Consider the following 16,317-nt stretch of genomic DNA (forward strand, 5'->3'; position numbering starts at 1 on the left):
CGAGAAACCCGGCACCACCTCAGGTTTCTCGACTTCCCTCGAAACGAACGGTTGGGGGTGTGTCGGTATTTCTAGCGGCGCGTCACCGACTGGGCGAGCCGGTCGCCTGCGAACTGGATCGCCTGGACGAGCACGACGAGCAACGTAACCGTAACGATCATCACGTCGGTCTGGAAGCGCTGGTAGCCGAAGCGGATCGCGAGATCGCCGAGCCCGCCCGCGCCAACCACGCCCGCCATCGCGGTGAACGACACCAGCGCCACCGCGGTGACGGTTGCGCCGGAGATGAGGCCGGGGAGTGCCTCGGGAATGAGCGTACCGGTGACGATCTGGAGCGGGGTCGCGCCCATCGCCTGCGTCGCCTCGATCGTCGTCCGGTCGACCTCGCGCAACGCGCCCTCGACCAGCCTCGCGTAGAATGGCGCCGCCCCCACCACCAGCGGCAGGATTGCGCCGACGACGCCAAGCGACGTCCCCACCAGCGCGACCGTCAACGGGATCATCACGATCAGCAGGATGATGAACGGCACCGAGCGCAGCACGTTGATGACCACCCCGAGCACCCCGTTGAGCCACCGGTTCGCGCCAATCTGGCGCTTGCCGGTCACGTACAGCAGCACGCCGAGCGGCAGTCCCAGCACCACCGTCAACGCGAGCGACGCACCGAGCATCACCAGCGTATCGCGACAGGCGGCGGCGATATCCGCCCAGTTCACGTTGGAAAACCAGCCGCTCATGCCTGCAACCCCGCGAGCATCCGCTGCGTGGCGGCGTGGCGCGCCTCCGCGAACACGGTGTCGACGCGCCCGCTCTCGACCACGCGCCCCTGTTCGAGCACCGCGACCCGGTCACACACCGCGCGCACCACGTCCATCTCGTGCGTGATCAGCACGATCGTCAGCCCGAGTTCCTGGTTGAGCTGCCGCAGCAGCGCGAGCACGCTGCGCGTCGCCTCGGGGTCGAGCGCGCTGGTCGCCTCGTCGCACAGCAGGATGTCGGGTCCGGTCGCGAGCGCGCGCGCGATCCCGACGCGTTGCTTCTGCCCGCCCGACAGTTGCGCGGGATATTTCGCGGCATGGTCGGCGAGCCCGACGCGGTCGAGCAACTCGGCCACGCGCGCCTTGCGCTCGGCGGCGGGCACGCCCGCTAGCTTGAGCGGAAACGCGACGTTGTCCGCGACCGTCCGCGACGACAGCAGTCCGAAATTCTGGAAGATCATCCCGATCCGCTGCCGCAACGCGCGCAGGCCCGCCGCCGGGAGCGTCCCGATATCGATCCCGTCGATCTCGACCCGCCCCGCGCTCGGGCGTTCGAGTGCGTTGATCAGCCGGATCAGCGTCGACTTGCCCGCCCCCGACGGCCCGATGACGCCGAACACCTCGCCGCGCGCGACCGACAGCGACACGCCGTCGAGCGCGGGCGTGGCGCTGGCGTCGAAGCGCTTCGCGACATCAATGAGCTCGATCACGGCGTGCCGATCACCTGTGCTGCGAACCGTTCCATTTCCTCGGCCTGCGGGCTCATCTGGAGCAACAGCAGGTCGAGCCCGACGCCGTCGTAATCGGCGATGCGCTGGCGAAGCTGTTCGGGCGTGCCGACGAGATGCGGCCGCAACCCACGGTTCGACACCGAATACTCCTGGATCTTGAGATCGCGCTCAAGCTGCGTGCCCGACAGCCACTGGTCGAAATTGGCGTAGCCCGCGGGCAGGTCGGTCACGGTCGTGATCCGCTCAAGTTCACGCTGCGCCTCGGCCTCGCTGTCGCGCACGATCGCATAGGCGGCCATGCCGTACTGCATCGGCACGCCCCCGGCGGCTTCCCGCCGCGCCGCCATGTCCGCGATCTTGGGCGCGATCGCGTCGACCGGGTCGCCGTGCATCACATAGGCGTCGCATTGGCGCGCGATCAGCGTCTTGGCCTTTTCGCTTTCGCCGCCGGCATAGACGGTCGGGCGCTTCGCGGGCTTGGGCGCGCAGATCGCATTCTCGGTGCGGTAGAATTGCCCGGAGAAGCTGAACCGTTCCTCGGTCCACAGGCCGTCGACCACGTCGAGCCATTCGGCGGTGCGCGCATAGCGATCGTTATGCTCGTCGAACTGCAGGCCATATTGCTTGGCCTCGTCCGCCCACCACGACGACACGACGTTGAGCGCAAGCCGGCCGCCCGCGATCCGGTCGATATTGGCCGCGGCCTTGGCGAACAGCGCAGGGTGATGGAAGTTCGGACGCACCGCGACCATCAGCTCGATCGTCTCGGTCACCGCAGCGAGCGCGGCGGCGGTCGACCAGGCATCCAGCGCGGGTTGTTCGACCCCCTTGATGTCATTGAGGTTGAGCTCGGCGATCAGCGTCAGGTCATAGCCGATCTGCTCGGCGCGCTGGGTCAGCCGTTTCGTGTAATCCCAGCTCGCCTCCATCCCCTCGTCGGCGACGTTACGCAGCCAGCCGCCGAACACCGGCGTCCAATATCCATAACGCATCAGCGTGCCTCCGCGATCACGGTCTCGAGGTAATCCACCAGCCGCTCGTGCGGATCCCAGCCGAGCACGTCGAGCGGTTTCGCGACGAAATTGGACAGTGCGTTGATATCGTAGAAGCGCGGCACCCCGTCGCGGTCGTCGATCATCACCTCGACCCCGCCGACGTCGAGCCCCGCAGCGGTGGCGATCGCCTCGGCAGCGGCGCGCAACTCGGGGCCGGGGTCGGTCGACACCATCGGGATCGGCGCACCCGGCACCTGGCACGCGTCCGCCGGGCACAGGTCGAACGTGCCCCCGCCCGCGATATCGAGCGCGTAGAGATAGGCGCGGTCGAGCGTTTCGATCCGCGTGACGGTGCCGTTTCGCGCGGGAACGTAATCCTGCACCAGCAGCACGCCGTCGACGCTGGTCGGCAGCGCCGTGTCGGCGATCGCAGCGCGCAGTTCGTCCATCGAATCGTAGCGGACGATGCCCGCGCCCGATCCGCCGATATTGGCCTTCACCACCAGCGGGAAACCAATCGTCGCAGCAGCGGCTTCGACGTCGGCGGCACGATGCACCACGCGCGTCGCGGGGATCGCGAGCCCGAGCCCGGCGATCAGCGACAATTGCCGTGCCTTGGAGGAATCGATCGCGAGCACCTCCGGCCCGTTGACGATCCGCGCGCCCGCGCGGCGCCAGTGGTCGAGCAGCGCGATGCCGTAGAAGATCGGGTGCTCGTCGCTGCGCAGGAAGCTCGACATCGCGATCCGGTTGAACACCACACGCGCCGGGGCGGTCCGGTCCGCCGGGTCGAAATGCCCGTCGGGGCGCACCGCGACGTAATCGATCCCACGCCGTCCGAGCGTATCGAACAACGGCGCGAACCACGCCGGATGTTCGTAGAGCAAAGCCAGATCCGCCACGCTGTCTCCTGCAAAAGCCGCGCCCCCAATGCAACCTGCGCCCCATCGCGTCGGCAAACACCTGCTTGCGGCAAAAGAAGGATTTCTTTGATCGGCGGCGGGGCCGGATATCAGGCGATGGCGAAGGCCAGCTTCGGGCGCCCCAGCAGATACCCCTGGCAGAGCGTTATCCCGAGTGCGCGGATCACCGCGAGTTCCTCCGCCGTCTCGATTCCCTCGGCCAGCGGGATGATGCAGAGCTCCGCCGCCAAGCCGACGATCGACCGGACGATCGCCTGTTTGGCCGGTGAACGATCGATCCCCCGCACCAGCTTCATGTCGATCTTGAGCACGTCGGGCCGCAGCTCGGTGAGCAGGCCAAGCCCGGCATAGCCCGCGCCGAAATCGTCGATCGCGGTTGTGAAGCCCTGCGCCTGATAGGCCGCGATGATAGCGCGCAGATGCGAGATATCGCGCATCCGCTCATCCTCGGTGAATTCGAACATCAGTCGGCCGGGGTCGAACCCGACCCGTTTCGCCGCGGTCAGCGTCGCGCGGATACAGGCGTTGGGCTCATAGACCGCATTGGGCATGAAATTGATCGACAGTTTGACGTCGGGGTCCGGCGGGAACAGCGCGCTGGCAAGCTCGACCGCCTTGATCCGGCACGCCTGGTCGAAACCATAGACATGCGGTGGCTGGACCTGATCAAGGACGAACGCGGCCCCTTCCCCGGCCAGACTGCGGACCAGCGCTTCATAGCCCCAGATCCGCTCCGCCGCGACATCGACGATCGGCTGGAACGCCATCGTGAAATCAAACGGCAGCAGGGTTCCGTCACGGCAGCCCCCGCATCTGGCGGGCACTGCAGTAGACGCGGTCGCTGCGGTGATCGGCTGCATCACGCTCACGTCCAGTCACACGGCTTGCCCAGCGCGGTGCGCGGCAGGACAGATCCCAGAGCGTATGACGTAGGTCGCTGTTCTGGAAGCAGAAAGCGTCGGACATAGGGGATCAGTCGGTCGAGCAAGGCATTCTGGTCTTCGGAATGCACCGGTACGACGAACGCCTTGAGCCGGTGCTGATCGCCGAGCCTGACGGCTGCATCGGCAATACCAGGACATTGCCGCAAGACGTCCGCAACCTGTTCGGGCCAGACGTTGACCCCGCCGACCTGCACCGCCCCGTCGCGCCGGCCGATCACCGCAAAACGCCCGTCGGCCGCGACATCGAGTATATCCGGGAGCACGGTCTCGTTGCCGTGCCGATCGCGGATCACCGCCGCGTCCGGCCCGGTCGTTTCGGCAAACCGCCAGCGCGGGAGCAGCGTGTACCCAGCGTCCGGCAGCGCGCGTACCGCGACGCCTCCTGTTTCGGACGAACCATAGACGACGAGCAGCCGGTCGAGACCCGCGTCGAGCAGCGTTTCTGCCAGCGCGTCGTCGAGCGGTGCGCCCGCACTTACACCCGCGACCCCGGCGGGCCAGCTTCTCCGCGCGCGGGCCAGCGCGCGCCAGTGATCGGGCACCGCGACGATCAGGTCGCCCTGTTCGAGCGGCGGCAGCGTCATCGCGGTTGCGGCGACCACCGGAACATCCAGCGTTGCCGGGAGCAGCGCGGTCCAGATCAAGCCGTAGATGTGATGCGCCGGGACCAGCGCGATGACTCGCCGCACGTCCGGCAGCATCGCGCCGAAATGCCGCGCCTCGGCCTGCAGATCGCGGATCGCGTGGACGCAAGGTTTTGGCCGTCCGGTCGATCCGGACGTCATCACCGTCAGGCTGGCGTCTTCGCCGCGCAGGAAGCGGGCGATATCGTCCAGCCACGCGCCGACCGTCGTGGGCGGTCCGCGCGTCGCATCATGCTGGAGCGCCTCGAGCCCGAACATCTCGTAGAGCGCAGCGCCCGCGTTGACGGTTTCGAGCGAGTCGAGCGGGACCGACCCGACCGACCACAATCGATCGTCCGCCCACGCCGCCGGATCTTCGGCTCCGCCCCTGCGCGTGTCGGCTCGCGTCAGATTGGTTTCCGCGGTGACGAGGCAGGTGACGATCCGGCGCAACGCCTCCCGGGGGATCGCGGTCGTCATGCGACGTCCGACAACGGCACGCGCGCATGGACGCGGTTTCGCCCGGCATGTTTGGCGGCGTAGAGGTGCCCGTCCGCCAGCCCGATCATCCCGTCGACGCTCGCGCAGGCCTCGGTCGCGGTCGCGCAGCCGAAGCTCGCGGTGATCCGCAGCGGTCCGTCGGGCGTCGCGATGACCATCGCCGCGACCGCGGCGCGCAACCGGTCGGCCATGGCGACCGCCTCGTCCAGCCCGGTATCGGGCAACAACACCGCGAATTCCTCCCCGCCCAGCCGCGCGAACAGGTCCGACGGGCGCAGCATCGCGATGCAGACCTGCGACAATTGCTTGAGCACGACGTCCCCGGTCGGGTGCCCGTGCAGATCGTTGACCGCCTTGAAGAAATCGACGTCGAGCAGGACCAGCGACAGCGGCTGGCGGCTTACCTGCCAGCGGCGCTGCTCGCGCTCGAACAATTGCAGGAAATGCGTCCGGTTGGCCGCACCGGTCAGATGATCGAACAGCAGCAGCCGGCGCAGGTCGGACGTGTCCGATTCATCGCGCGCGACGTCGCGCAGCACGACGGAAAAGCCCTTCGGCTGGCATGCGTCACCGGTTTCGGGCCGCATCGCGAACAGCCGCTGGCACCAATAGCGTTCCCCGGTCGTGCGCTGCTGCCAGCTTTCGTCGAGATACCAGCCGTCGCGTTCCGCGAGGCGCAACTGGTCGCACAGGCTCGGCGAGCCGGCCGCCATGTCGACGTTGAGGATCCGGTCGAGCGGCTGCCCCTCCACGTCCTCGATCGGTCGGCCGCTCTGCCGGGTGAAGGCGGCGTTGACCCCGTCGATCATCCCGTCGGCGGTGATCGACAGCACCGCATAATCGTTGATCCCGCTGATCAGCGAGCCGAACCACGTCTCGGTCTGGCGCAGCCGCCGTTCCTGCGCGACCTGAACGGTGATGTCGGCGAACGTGGCGATGGCGCGGCCGGGCGCGAGCTTGACGAGCGTGCAGGCGAGCACCTTCGGGTCCTTGCCGCGCGGCCCGACGCCGATATCGACCGCGATCCGGTGGCCGTCGCAGATCGTCCCGCGGTCCTTGGGATAATCGTCGTACAGATTGCGCAATTCGGGCGCGCACCCCTGCAGCATGGCGAACAGGTTGCCCGGATCGCGAGCACCTGCCAGCGGAAGCAAATGCTTCATCGCATGCGGATTGATCATCAGGATCGCACCGGTGGCATCGAACTCGACCAGCCCGACCGGGCAGGCATAGAGGAATTCGAGCAGTTGCTCGTGATCGCGCGCCAGATCGTCGGTCATCCCGCGTTACCGTTCGATGAGGATATAGTTCAACGGTTCGGTGCTGGTGGCGAGCAGCCGCAGCCGCACCCGCGTCGGCCGCATCCGCAACGTCAGGACATAAGGGAGCGTCTCGTCGAGTTCGGTCTCGTCCTCGAACCGTTGCGCGACCATGAAGTTGTTCATGCATTGCGCGACCGCGTCGAAGAACGGCATGCCGACGACCGATTCACGGTCGAGCCCGGCCATCCGCGCTTCGGCGGCACTGTAGACGACGACCAGACCGGCCGGGTCGAGTCCGACGACGCCGTAGGGCAAGCTGTCGCGCACCTCCGGCGGCAGCGCGGCGAGCGCGGTGATCTCGATATCGTCGAACGCGGTTGATACAGCCACAGAACTTCCCTTCGGCGATCGCGATAGGCGGGGGAAGTTAAGCGACCGTCAACTAAACCCCCACGCACCAGCCCGTCGGACCGGTGCGCGGGGGATTTCAGCGGGTTACTTTCCCGTCGGGCTCGATGCGTTGACGTTCTTGGGCGGCGACACGGCGCCCAGCGTCTGCACCTGCGAGCCGGGATCGATCCGGCGCATCCGCTGGAATGGCGGCAGGTCTTCGCGCTGCCCGCTCTTGAGCGCGCGCACGATGCCCTCGATCACGCGCAGGTCGGCGACGCCTTCCTCGGCGTCGGGCTCGGGATCGCGATCGTTGAGGATGCAGTCGGAGAAATAGCGCAACTCGCCGCCGAACTGATCGGTGGTCTTGAAGGTCTGCTCGCTCTTGTCCTCGCCGACCCGGCGATGCTGCGCGATCCCCTCGCCGAACCCGAACGCGGGGCTCATGTGGATGCTGCCCTTGGTCCCTGCGATGATCAGGCTGTCGACGGCATTGGCGAAGTACGAGACGGTGAATTGCGCGAGCTTGTCGCCCGGCATGCGCAGCGTGACAGCGACCGTATCGTCAAAATCGCCGAGGCCGTTCCCGGCCTGTCGCGTGCCGACCGCCGCCTCGACGGCGAGCGGCTCCGCGCCGAACAGATAGCGGATCGCGTTGATCGGATACGGTGCCATGTCGAACAGCGGCCCCGCCTCGACCCCGTTCTGCGCGCGGTGGTTGGCGGGGTCGACCTTCTGCGTGAAGCAGGAGGTGAAGGCGATCAGATCGCCCAGCTCGCCCTTGCGGATCCGGTCGATCGCATCGAGCGTGCCCGGTTCGAAATGCAACCGGTAAGCGACCATCAGCTTGGCGGTCGACGCATCCGCCGCCGCGCGGATCGTTTCGGCCTGCTCGACCGAGATTTCGAGCGGCTTTTCGCTCAGCACGTGGATGCCGGCCTTGAGCGCGGGGATCGCGAATTCGGCGTGGCGCCAGTTCGGCGTGCCGAGATAGACCGCGTCGATCTCACCCGAGGCGAGCAACTGGTCGAACTGCTCATAGGCGTAGGTGTGCTTGACGCCATAATGGTCCGCCAGCGCCTTCGCCTTCTCGGGATCGCCGGTCACGATCGCAGTCAGCTCGGAATTGCCGGTGTGCGCAATGCCCGGCATCATCGCCGACTGGGTGATGTCGCCCGCGCCGACGACGGCGTAACGAACCTTCTTGGTCAGCCCGAGGGCGGATGCGATGCTCATAGAATTCTCCGGGGTAAGGATACCGCTGCCGAACGCGCCGGATGCGCTGCGGCTCCGCAAAACATTTTCCGGGACATTTGCGGCGGATCGCGAGTTTGCTTGGAGGACGTGGCACCCCGCCCCGCCGGAGCTGCGCGAATTTGTCACAACTTCAACAGTTTACCCCTGAGCGGGATGAGAGCGGCGCATTGCCGCTCGAGGATTACGGCGCGCTGGGCGACGGGCGCGCGGTTGCGCTGTGCGGGTCCGATGGATCGATCGACTGGTGGTGCGTGCCCAACATGGATTCGCCGCCGCTGTTCGACCGGCTGCTCGACGGCAAGGACGGCGGCCACTTCGCGATCGCACCGACCGCGCCGTTCATGGTCGAGCGCCGGTATCGCGCGGCGAGCAACGTCCTCGAAACGATCTTCACCACCGCGAGCGGGCGAGCGATCCTCGTCGAGTCGCTCAACAGCGGGACCGCGGGTCGGCTGCCCTGGGCCGAACTGGCGCGCCGGATCGAAGGGATCGAAGGCAGCGTCGACTTTGCGATCGACCTGCGCTTCGGGCGTCGCGCGGACACCGTCAGCCCCTATTTCGCGCGGTCGGGCAAGCACGACGTGTTCCATATCGGCAGCGTGCTCGGGCTGTTTCTGGCGAGCGACAGTGTCGCGATCACGCAGCGTGACGATTCCGGGATCACCGCGTCGGTCACGGTCGGGGCCGGCGAGCGCGCGACCGTCGCGATCGTCGCGGGATCGGACGAACCCTTGATCGTCCCCGACATCGCCGAGATCGATGCGCGGATCGACCTGTCCGACGCCGAATGGCGCGCGTGGACCGAACGGCTGCGGCATGACGGCCCGCACCGCGACCTCGTGCTGCGCAGCGCGCTTGCGCTCAAGCTGCTGCTCTACTCGCCCAGCGGCGCGATCGTCGCGGCGGCGACCACTTCGCTCCCCGAACGGATCGGCGGGGACAAGAATTGGGACTATCGCTACGCCTGGATCCGCGACGCGGGGTATACGATCAAGGCGTTCCTGCGGATCGGCGCGACCGCCGAGGCGAAGGCGGGGTTCACCTGGTTGCTCAAGCGCCTCGGCTATGACGTTCCGCGCGTCTGCTATACCGTCGGCGGCGATCCCGTCGAACCGGTGACCGAAATCGCGGTTCCGGGATATCGCGGGTCGCTGCCGGTGGTGACGGGCAATGCCGCGGGCGACCAGCACCAGCACGGCATCTACGGCGACATCTTTGAGACTGCGGGCGAGTTCGTCGCGTGCGGGAATATCCTCGACGGGACCAGCGCGCAGACCCTGGTCCACCTCGCGGACCTGTGCGCCGATTCGTGGCGGCAGAAGGATGCGGGGATCTGGGAACTGCCCGAGGCGCAACATTACACGACCTCGAAGATCAGCTGCTGGCAGGCGCTGCAACGCGCGGTCGAGCTTGCCGACGCGGGGCATCTCCCCACCACCGGGCGCGACCGCTGGGCGCGCGAACGCGACCGGATCGCGGAATGGATCGAGCAGCATTGCTGGTCGGAAACGCGCGGGGCGTATGTGTTCTATCCGGGCACTGAACGGCTCGATGCGGCGATCACGCTCGCGGTGCGGTTCGGGTTCGACGGCAAGGACCGGCTCGCGCGGACGCTCGACGCGGTCGACGCCGAGCTGGGCGTGAATGGCTTCCATTACCGGTATTCGGGGGCCGAGCGGGAGGAAGGGTGCTTCCTTGCGGTGACCTTCTGGATGGTCGCCGCGCGGGCTGCGCTCGAGCAATGGGATGCTGCCGAGGCGACTTTTGCGGCGGCGATCCGTCGGCTCGATCGCGGGGTCGGGCTCTATACCGAGATGGTCGATCCGGTGACGGGCAGCTTCCTCGGCAACCTGCCGCAGGGGCTGACTCATCTGGCGGTGCTGCAGACGGCCGCCACCCTCGATTCACGCGACCGGTGACCACCCGAAGGGCTTTTTGCATTGCAGCATTGGCGGTCACCCCTACCTAGCACGGTAATGCCCGTGTCCTTTGCCACCGTTCGTTCCGATCAAGCCGTCTCCAGGAAGCCGAAGTGAGGTTGCGCCGTCGCGGGCTGGCGTCGATCAACAGCGAAATTCGCGACGGCATCCTGCCCGCCGCCGGGACGATCACGCAGGTCGCCAGGGAACCGGGGACGCTCCCGCATACCCCGCGCAACTACCGCGTCACCGCGCTGATCATCGCCTGCGCGCTGTTCATGGAGCAGATGGATGCGACCGTGCTCGCGACCGCGCTGCCGACGATGGCGCGCGACTTCGGGGTGCCCGCGACCAGCATGGGGTCGGCGCTCACCTCCTATCTGCTCGCGCTCGCGATCTTCATTCCAGCAAGCGGCCGGATCGCGGACCGGTTCGGGTCGCGCACGATCTTCCGCGCGGCGATCCTGATCTTCGTCGGCGGGTCGGTGTTGTGCGGCTTTGCCACCAGCCTGCCGTTCATGATGGGCGCGCGGTTCCTGCAGGGGCTGGGCGGCGCGATGATGATCCCGATCGGGCGGCTCGTCCTGCTGCGCAGCGTCGCCAAGGAGGATATGGTCCAGGCAATGTCGTGGCTGATCATGCCCGCGCTGATCGGCCCGATCCTGGGGCCGCCGGTGGGGGGCGCGATCGTCACCTATCTTGACTGGCGCTGGATCTTCTATCTCAACGTGCCGATCGGGCTGCTCGGCGTGGTGCTGGTGACGCGCTTCATCGGCGAGGTGCGCGAGGCGAACCCCGCGCGGTTCGACGTGCCGGGCTTCCTGCTGTCCGGCGTATCGCTCGGCTGCCTGTTGTTCGGGTTCGAAATGACCAGCCGGACGGGCGAATTTGCGCAGGCGATCGCGCTGATCGCGGTCGGGCTCGTCTCGGGCGTGCTGTACATCCGCCATGCGAAGCGCCGCAGCGATCCGATCCTCGACTTGTCCTTGATGCGTATCCCGTCGTTCCGGCTGTCGGTGATCGGCGGGTCGCTGACGCGGATCACGCAGGGGGCGCAGCCGTTCCTGTTGCCGATGATGCTCCAGCTCGGCTTCGGCATGACCGCGGCGGCGAGCGGCGCGATCACCGTTGCGGGCGCAATCGGGTCGCTCGCGATGAAGGGGCTCGCGCCGCGCGTGCTGCGCCGCTTCGGGTTCCGCAACAGCCTGATCGTCGGCGGGATCTGCGCGAGTGCCGGCTATGCGGTGTGCGGGCTGTTCCGCCCCGACTGGCCGATCCCGGCGATCTTCGGGGTGCTGATGCTGTCCGGGTTCTTCATGTCGTTCCAGTTCTCGGCGTACAACACCATTGCCTATGACGAGATCCCCTCGTCGCGAATGAGCAGCGCGACCAGCTTCTACGCGACCTTCCAGCAATTGATGCTGTCGCTCGGGATCTGCGTCGGCGCGGCGGCGCTGCATGTCGGGATGCTCGGGACGGGCACGACGACGCCTGCGCTCGGGGCGTTCACGCTCGCGTTCTTCGTGGTGACCGCGGTCTCGGCGTCGGCGACGATCTGGAACTGCCGCTTCGCGCGCGATGCGGGGGCCGAGCTTAGCGGGCATCGGGGCGGCTGAGGGTCGGGGTTCGGGCTGGTACCGCGCGCAGCGCACTGCGTCTGGCCCCGATTTGTCTCGCACAAAGCCACAAAGCCACGAAGAAGCAAAAGCCTTTGGGGCTTTGTGGCTTTGTGCGAGCCCTCTTCGCTTCGACAGGATTGATCGGCACGGTGAGAGGGGGCTCACGCCAAACAGCAAGAGGGTGTGTGAGAGCGCGCCATACGCTTGGCGCCTAAAGCCCCTCCGCCACCCAATGCGCGTTGGAAAGGCGGCGCGCGAGCGTCCACGCCTGCGACCGGATATCGGGCACCGCGACGATCTCCCAGAACGCGCCGCGCGTCATCGGGCCGAGCGCGAACAGGCGGTCGCTTGGCGTGCCATCGGCGGACAGGACGCGCATCTGATCATCCACGTCGATCCCGAGCGCGGCGGGATCGGGCCGGATCGCCCCGCGCGCGGTGAGCCGTTGCAGCACCGTCGCGCTGGTCCGGCGCAGATCGCCCTGCGGGCCGGTGCAATTGATGATCCGCTGGACCGTCAGCGTCGCCACGTCGTCCGCGCCGCGGGGTCGCCACGCGACCTCGACGCCGTCCGCACAGCGAGCGACCCGTTCGATCTTGCCCGCGACGAGCGTGAGCCGACCATTCATTCGCAGCGCCGCCATCCGTTCGGCGACGTCGGGCGCGAGGCGGTGGCGGTGGATGTCCCACCACGGCCGCGCATGCCGGATGAACCGCGCGCGTTCCGCCGCCGACGCCGCGCGCCACATGTCCTGCGTGAATGGCCGCAACTCGTCGATCGCGCCGCGCCAGCCGACCGCTTCGCTCCGTGCGCGCAGCGTCCGCACCAGCGCCGACAGCACGCTCGCGGGACGGTCGCGGATCGCGGTGAACGGCGCGCCGGGGGCGGCATGCGCGTGCGGCAGCAAGCCACGGCGCGACAGCGCCACGATCCGCCCCGCGAACCCCTTGGCCTCGAGCAACAGCGCGACATCGACCATCGTCAGCCCGGTGCCCAGCACCAGCACGGTATCCTCGTCGCCTAGACCGGCGGTGGCGTCCGCCGCCCAGCAGTCACCCGCATATCGCGCTGCGGGAAGCGCATCGAGATCGAGCCCGCCGGGCGCGTGCGGCGGGAGATTGCCGACCGCGAGGATCGCGGCATCCGCGGTCACGCTCGCGCCATCGGCCATGACGACGCGGACCTCGTCGGTCTCGACGACATCCGTGACGTCGCCGCGCACGATCCGCAACCGGTCGGGATGGTCGGCGATGACCTGATCGAGCACCGCGCGCAGATACGCGCCATACACCAGCCGCGGGACGAAGGTCTGCGGCCCTGCGGTGGTCCCCTGCGTCTCGAGCCAGCGCGTGAAATGCGCGGGATCGTCGGGAAACGCGCTCATATTGCCCGCGCGGACGTTGAGCAGATGCGCCGGATGCGCCGCGCCATACGCCAGACCCGTCCCCGCATCCGCCGCGCGATCGATCAGCGTGGCGCGCGGGCCATCGTGGCGGACGAGGTTGATCGCGGCGAGCGAGCCGGAGAACCCTCCACCGATGATCGCGACATGTTCGATCATGCGGCCGTTCCTGCGCGGGGGCTGCTTGCCGGGTTGGTCATTGTGCGTCGTCCCCTGCCATGATCCTTGGGCGCGTCGGGAAATAGCCCAGCTTATCCACCCGATAGAATAATGCGCCTTCAATTCATACCAGATCGGTAGAGTATGTCGACATGGCCCGAAACGCACATGCCGCTGAAGCCCGATCCGCGCCACCCCGCGCGCGCGGTTCGCGTTTGGCGGTCGAGCTGCCCACGCTGCTGGTCGCCGCCGCGATCTACGCCGGGTGGCTGCTCGCCACCTTCTGGCACGCGGCGATCCCCGATCCGCTGCTGCTGGTGATCGGGACGTGGCTGATCGCATGGCACGGCTCGCTCCAGCACGAGACGATCCACGGCCACCCGACGCGGCTCCGCTGGATCAACACCGCGATCGGCTTCGCGCCGCTCGCGCTGTGGCTGCCCTATGCGCTGTATCGCCGCAGCCATGTCGCGCATCATCGCAGCGAGTCGATCACCGACCCGCGCCACGACCCTGAGTCGCGGTATATCGCGCGACCCTCCGCGCTGGCGCTGCTGGTGGCGCGCGCGCAGGCGCCGCTGCTGGGGCGGTTGCTGGTCGGCCCGCTGGTGCTGGTCGCCGCGCTCGCAGTGGAGGAATGCCGCCGCGTGCGCCATGCGCCGGGTGCGGTCGTGCGCGACTGGGGGCCGCATCTCGTAGCGGTCGCGGTGATCCTTGCGTGGCTGGCGTGGACGCAGTTCGCCTTGCGCCGATATCTGCTGCTGTTCGTATATCCGGGCATGGCACTCACCTTGCTCCGATCCTTCGTCGAACACCGCGCCGATCTCACCGCGCCCGGCCGCGCCGCAACGGTCGAGCGCGGGGGCGTGCTCGGCCTGCTGTACCTCAACAACAATCTCCACGCCGCGCATCACGACCGGCCGGAGCTCGCCTGGTATCGCCTGCCCGCCTACCACCGCGCAAACCGCGCCCGGCTTGCGCCGGATACGCGCGCGACGTACGCCGGCTATGGTGCGGTGGTGCGGCGGTTCGCGCTGCGGCGGCACGACGTGCTGGTCCATCCGGCGGGGGGCGGGGCATGAACCGCGGGATCGCCTCGCTCGGCATGTATGACCACCCCGCGCAGCACGCCGCCAACGATCGCCTGTGGGGCGAGATTGCGCGGCGGCTGGACGCACGCGGGATCCGCGCGCCCGAACGGCTCGACCGGTCGCGCTCGGTCGAGGCGATCTGGCGCGCGCCCGACCTGCTGTTCGCGCAGACCTGCGGCTATCCGCTCGTCAGCGACCCCGACCTTGCGCTTCGCGTGATCGGCGTGCCGGTCTATGACGTGCCGGGGTGCGCAGGTGGCGAGCACGTCAGTCATATCGTCTTCCGCAGCGACGATCCGGCCGCGACGCTCGATGCCTTTCGTGACCGCCGCGCCGCAATCAACGCACGCAGTTCGAACAGCGGGCACAACCTGTTCCGCGCGACGGTCGCACCGCTCGCCCGCGATGGTCGCTTCTTCGCTGCGGTGATCGAGACCGGTTCGCACCGCGCGAGCGTCGACGCGGTCCGCAGGGGCCGCGCCGATATCGCCGCGATCGATGCCGTTACTTTTGCCGCATTGCGCCGCTTCGAACCCGCCGCGATCGCGGGCCTGCGGATCCTCGCGAACACCGCCGCCTCCCCCACGCTACCGTTCGTGACGGCGCGCTCGACCAGCACCGCGACGGTTGCCGCGCTGCGCATCGCGCTCGCCGAAGCGGTTGCCGATCCTTCGCTGGCCGACGTCCGCGCCGCGCTGTTCCTCGCCGACGTCATCCCGGCGGGAGAAGACCGCTACGCGCGCGTTGGCGTGCTCGAAGACGAGGCGGTGGCAGCGGGGTATCCGGTCCTCCGGTGAGGCGCGGGGAGCGGTTCGGGATGAACTGGGCCTGTCCCGCAGCCCCGCGCGTGCGACGACGATTTCGGCCCGGCGCAACCGCGCTTCACTCTGGCGCAGTGGGATTGCCCATTGCTCCAGTAGGAATAGCTTCACGGGAATAAGGCGTCGTCCGAATCGGTACGCTTGAACGCCGATCGTGACCGCGTCTTGATGACGGGAGAGCAGTCATGGACGCATTTGCCAACGGGTTGGCCACGCCGCCGCACGCGATTGTCGTAAGTGTCAAAAGCGACCGGCCTCGCCAGACCGCGCTCGAGCAGATCGACCTCGATCTGTCGAAATTCCACAACGGACAATGGGCGCTGCAACTCGACGCGGCGCTCTCCAAACGCGCCGCGCCGGTGGTGATCCTCGCGCACGGGCTGGCGTGTCTTGCGGTGTCGTGGTGGGCGCAACTGTCGCCGCGCAGCTATCTGAAGGCAGTGCGCGGTGCGGTGTTCGATTCGCCGCTATCGGTCGATCTCGCGCATCTCGCCGCCGCCGCGACGTTCCGGACCGGGCCGCGCTACACCTTGCCCTTCCCCTCGGTCGTGGTGAGCGATCCGACCGCGCAGATCGATCAGGTCCTCGCGCTGGCGGACACGTGGGGCAGTTGTTTCGTCCCCGCCGACGCGATCGATCTGGCCAACCCGAGCAATCGCCTCGCGCGGTCGAGCGATACCGAGGAGATGCTGCTCGCGCACGTCGCGTTGTTGCAGCGCGGGGCCGAGGATGCGCGCGTCGCAGCCCCGCACAGCGCATGGCGCGCTGACGAGGGCGTGCGACGCTGAGCGAAATACGACTGTACGGACAATTTTAGCGTCCCCCCCCTCCGTTCGCCCTGAGCGAAGTCGAACGGCCTGCGCAGCGCAGGAAGCTTCGACGTCGCTCAGCCCGAACGGAAGGTTGGAGAAGGTGGCAGGCA

The 16,317-nt window shown here is 67.9% G+C and carries 15 protein-coding genes; 5 read left to right on the top strand and 10 right to left on the bottom strand.

Annotated features, from left to right (window positions below):
* Positions 1-71: 71 nt before the first annotated feature.
* From RH91_RS01260 to RH91_RS01300, 9 genes are all read right to left on the bottom strand, one after another.
* Complete coding sequence (locus tag RH91_RS01260; RefSeq protein ID WP_010160663.1) at positions 72-737, bottom strand: methionine ABC transporter permease; 666 nt, start codon at positions 735-737, stop codon at positions 72-74.
* A complete protein-coding gene (locus tag RH91_RS01265) occupies positions 734-1,468 on the bottom strand; it encodes a methionine ABC transporter ATP-binding protein (RefSeq protein ID WP_010160665.1) in 735 nt (244 codons plus the stop codon). Before RH91_RS01265 ends, RH91_RS01260 begins: the two co-directional genes overlap by 4 nt.
* On the bottom strand, positions 1,465-2,481 hold the full coding sequence (locus tag RH91_RS01270) for an LLM class flavin-dependent oxidoreductase (RefSeq protein WP_010160666.1): 1,017 nt from the start codon (positions 2,479-2,481) through the stop codon (positions 1,465-1,467). Before RH91_RS01270 ends, RH91_RS01265 begins: the two co-directional genes overlap by 4 nt.
* Positions 2,481-3,386, bottom strand: coding sequence for an ATP-grasp domain-containing protein (locus tag RH91_RS01275; protein ID WP_010160667.1), 906 nt, complete (start codon positions 3,384-3,386; stop codon positions 2,481-2,483). The genes RH91_RS01270 and RH91_RS01275 overlap by 1 nt, the downstream gene beginning before the upstream one ends.
* A gap of 110 nt (positions 3,387-3,496) precedes the next feature.
* Entirely contained in the window at positions 3,497-4,174 is a 678-nt protein-coding gene (locus RH91_RS01280) for an EAL domain-containing protein (RefSeq protein WP_010160668.1), read from the bottom strand.
* A 98-nt stretch (positions 4,175-4,272) separates the two neighbouring features.
* Positions 4,273-5,454, bottom strand: coding sequence for an AMP-binding protein (locus RH91_RS01285; protein WP_010160669.1), 1,182 nt, complete (start codon positions 5,452-5,454; stop codon positions 4,273-4,275).
* Entirely contained in the window at positions 5,451-6,755 is a 1,305-nt protein-coding gene (locus tag RH91_RS01290) for a sensor domain-containing diguanylate cyclase (RefSeq protein ID WP_010160670.1), read from the bottom strand. The genes RH91_RS01285 and RH91_RS01290 overlap by 4 nt, the downstream gene beginning before the upstream one ends.
* Before the next feature lie 6 nt (positions 6,756-6,761).
* On the bottom strand, positions 6,762-7,127 hold the full coding sequence (locus tag RH91_RS01295) for a PAS domain-containing protein (RefSeq protein WP_010160671.1): 366 nt from the start codon (positions 7,125-7,127) through the stop codon (positions 6,762-6,764).
* 105 nt (positions 7,128-7,232) lie between these two features.
* Positions 7,233-8,363 (bottom strand): Gfo/Idh/MocA family protein, encoded by a 1,131-nt coding sequence (locus RH91_RS01300; RefSeq protein WP_010160672.1) that lies wholly within the window; start codon positions 8,361-8,363, stop codon positions 7,233-7,235.
* Between the two features lie 188 nt (positions 8,364-8,551).
* On the opposite strand from RH91_RS01300, the gene RH91_RS01305 reads away from it, so the two are divergent.
* Together RH91_RS01305 and RH91_RS01310 are read left to right on the top strand one after the other, a co-directional pair.
* Positions 8,552-10,303 (top strand): glycoside hydrolase family 15 protein, encoded by a 1,752-nt coding sequence (locus tag RH91_RS01305; RefSeq protein ID WP_010160673.1) that lies wholly within the window; start codon positions 8,552-8,554, stop codon positions 10,301-10,303.
* A gap of 113 nt (positions 10,304-10,416) precedes the next feature.
* Entirely contained in the window at positions 10,417-11,919 is a 1,503-nt protein-coding gene (locus tag RH91_RS01310) for an MFS transporter (protein ID WP_029623508.1), read from the top strand.
* 214 nt (positions 11,920-12,133) lie between these two features.
* Here the strand turns inward: RH91_RS01310 and RH91_RS01315 are convergent, their stop codons facing one another.
* The gene (locus RH91_RS01315; RefSeq protein WP_010160675.1) at positions 12,134-13,483 is read right to left on the bottom strand and encodes an FAD/NAD(P)-binding protein; all 1,350 of its coding nucleotides are present in this window, start codon (positions 13,481-13,483) and stop codon (positions 12,134-12,136) included.
* 152 nt (positions 13,484-13,635) lie between these two features.
* Here RH91_RS01315 and RH91_RS01320 point away from each other — a divergent pair, with 152 nt between their 5' ends.
* From RH91_RS01320 to RH91_RS01330, 3 genes are all read left to right on the top strand, one after another.
* Positions 13,636-14,565: a fatty acid desaturase gene (locus RH91_RS01320; RefSeq protein WP_232283368.1), complete on the top strand. Its 930-nt coding sequence runs from the start codon at positions 13,636-13,638 to the stop codon at positions 14,563-14,565.
* Positions 14,562-15,371: a phosphate/phosphite/phosphonate ABC transporter substrate-binding protein gene (locus RH91_RS01325; protein ID WP_010160677.1), complete on the top strand. Its 810-nt coding sequence runs from the start codon at positions 14,562-14,564 to the stop codon at positions 15,369-15,371. The genes RH91_RS01320 and RH91_RS01325 overlap by 4 nt, the downstream gene beginning before the upstream one ends.
* A 209-nt stretch (positions 15,372-15,580) precedes the next feature.
* Complete coding sequence (locus RH91_RS01330) at positions 15,581-16,183, top strand: alpha/beta hydrolase (RefSeq protein ID WP_010160678.1); 603 nt, start codon at positions 15,581-15,583, stop codon at positions 16,181-16,183.
* Positions 16,184-16,317 lie beyond the last annotated feature (134 nt).

Source organism: Sphingomonas sp. PAMC 26617, from assembly GCF_000242835.1.
GTDB lineage: Bacteria > Pseudomonadota > Alphaproteobacteria > Sphingomonadales > Sphingomonadaceae > Sphingomonas.

Coding starts and splice junctions, on each gene's coding strand:
- RH91_RS01260 (WP_010160663.1), bottom strand. CDS start 737: ATGAGCGGCTGGTTTTCCAACGTGAACTGGGCGGATATCGCCGCCGCC.
- RH91_RS01270 (WP_010160666.1), bottom strand. CDS start 2,481: ATGCGTTATGGATATTGGACGCCGGTGTTCGGCGGCTGGCTGCGTAAC.
- RH91_RS01280 (WP_010160668.1), bottom strand. CDS start 4,174: ATGGCGTTCCAGCCGATCGTCGATGTCGCGGCGGAGCGGATCTGGGGC.
- RH91_RS01285 (WP_010160669.1), bottom strand. CDS start 5,454: ATGACGACCGCGATCCCCCGGGAGGCGTTGCGCCGGATCGTCACCTGC.
- RH91_RS01290 (WP_010160670.1), bottom strand. CDS start 6,755: ATGACCGACGATCTGGCGCGCGATCACGAGCAACTGCTCGAATTCCTC.
- RH91_RS01300 (WP_010160672.1), bottom strand. CDS start 8,363: ATGAGCATCGCATCCGCCCTCGGGCTGACCAAGAAGGTTCGTTACGCC.
- RH91_RS01315 (WP_010160675.1), bottom strand. CDS start 13,483: ATGATCGAACATGTCGCGATCATCGGTGGAGGGTTCTCCGGCTCGCTC.
- RH91_RS01320 (WP_232283368.1), top strand. CDS start 13,636: ATGGCCCGAAACGCACATGCCGCTGAAGCCCGATCCGCGCCACCCCGC.
- RH91_RS01325 (WP_010160677.1), top strand. CDS start 14,562: ATGAACCGCGGGATCGCCTCGCTCGGCATGTATGACCACCCCGCGCAG.
- RH91_RS01330 (WP_010160678.1), top strand. CDS start 15,581: ATGGACGCATTTGCCAACGGGTTGGCCACGCCGCCGCACGCGATTGTC.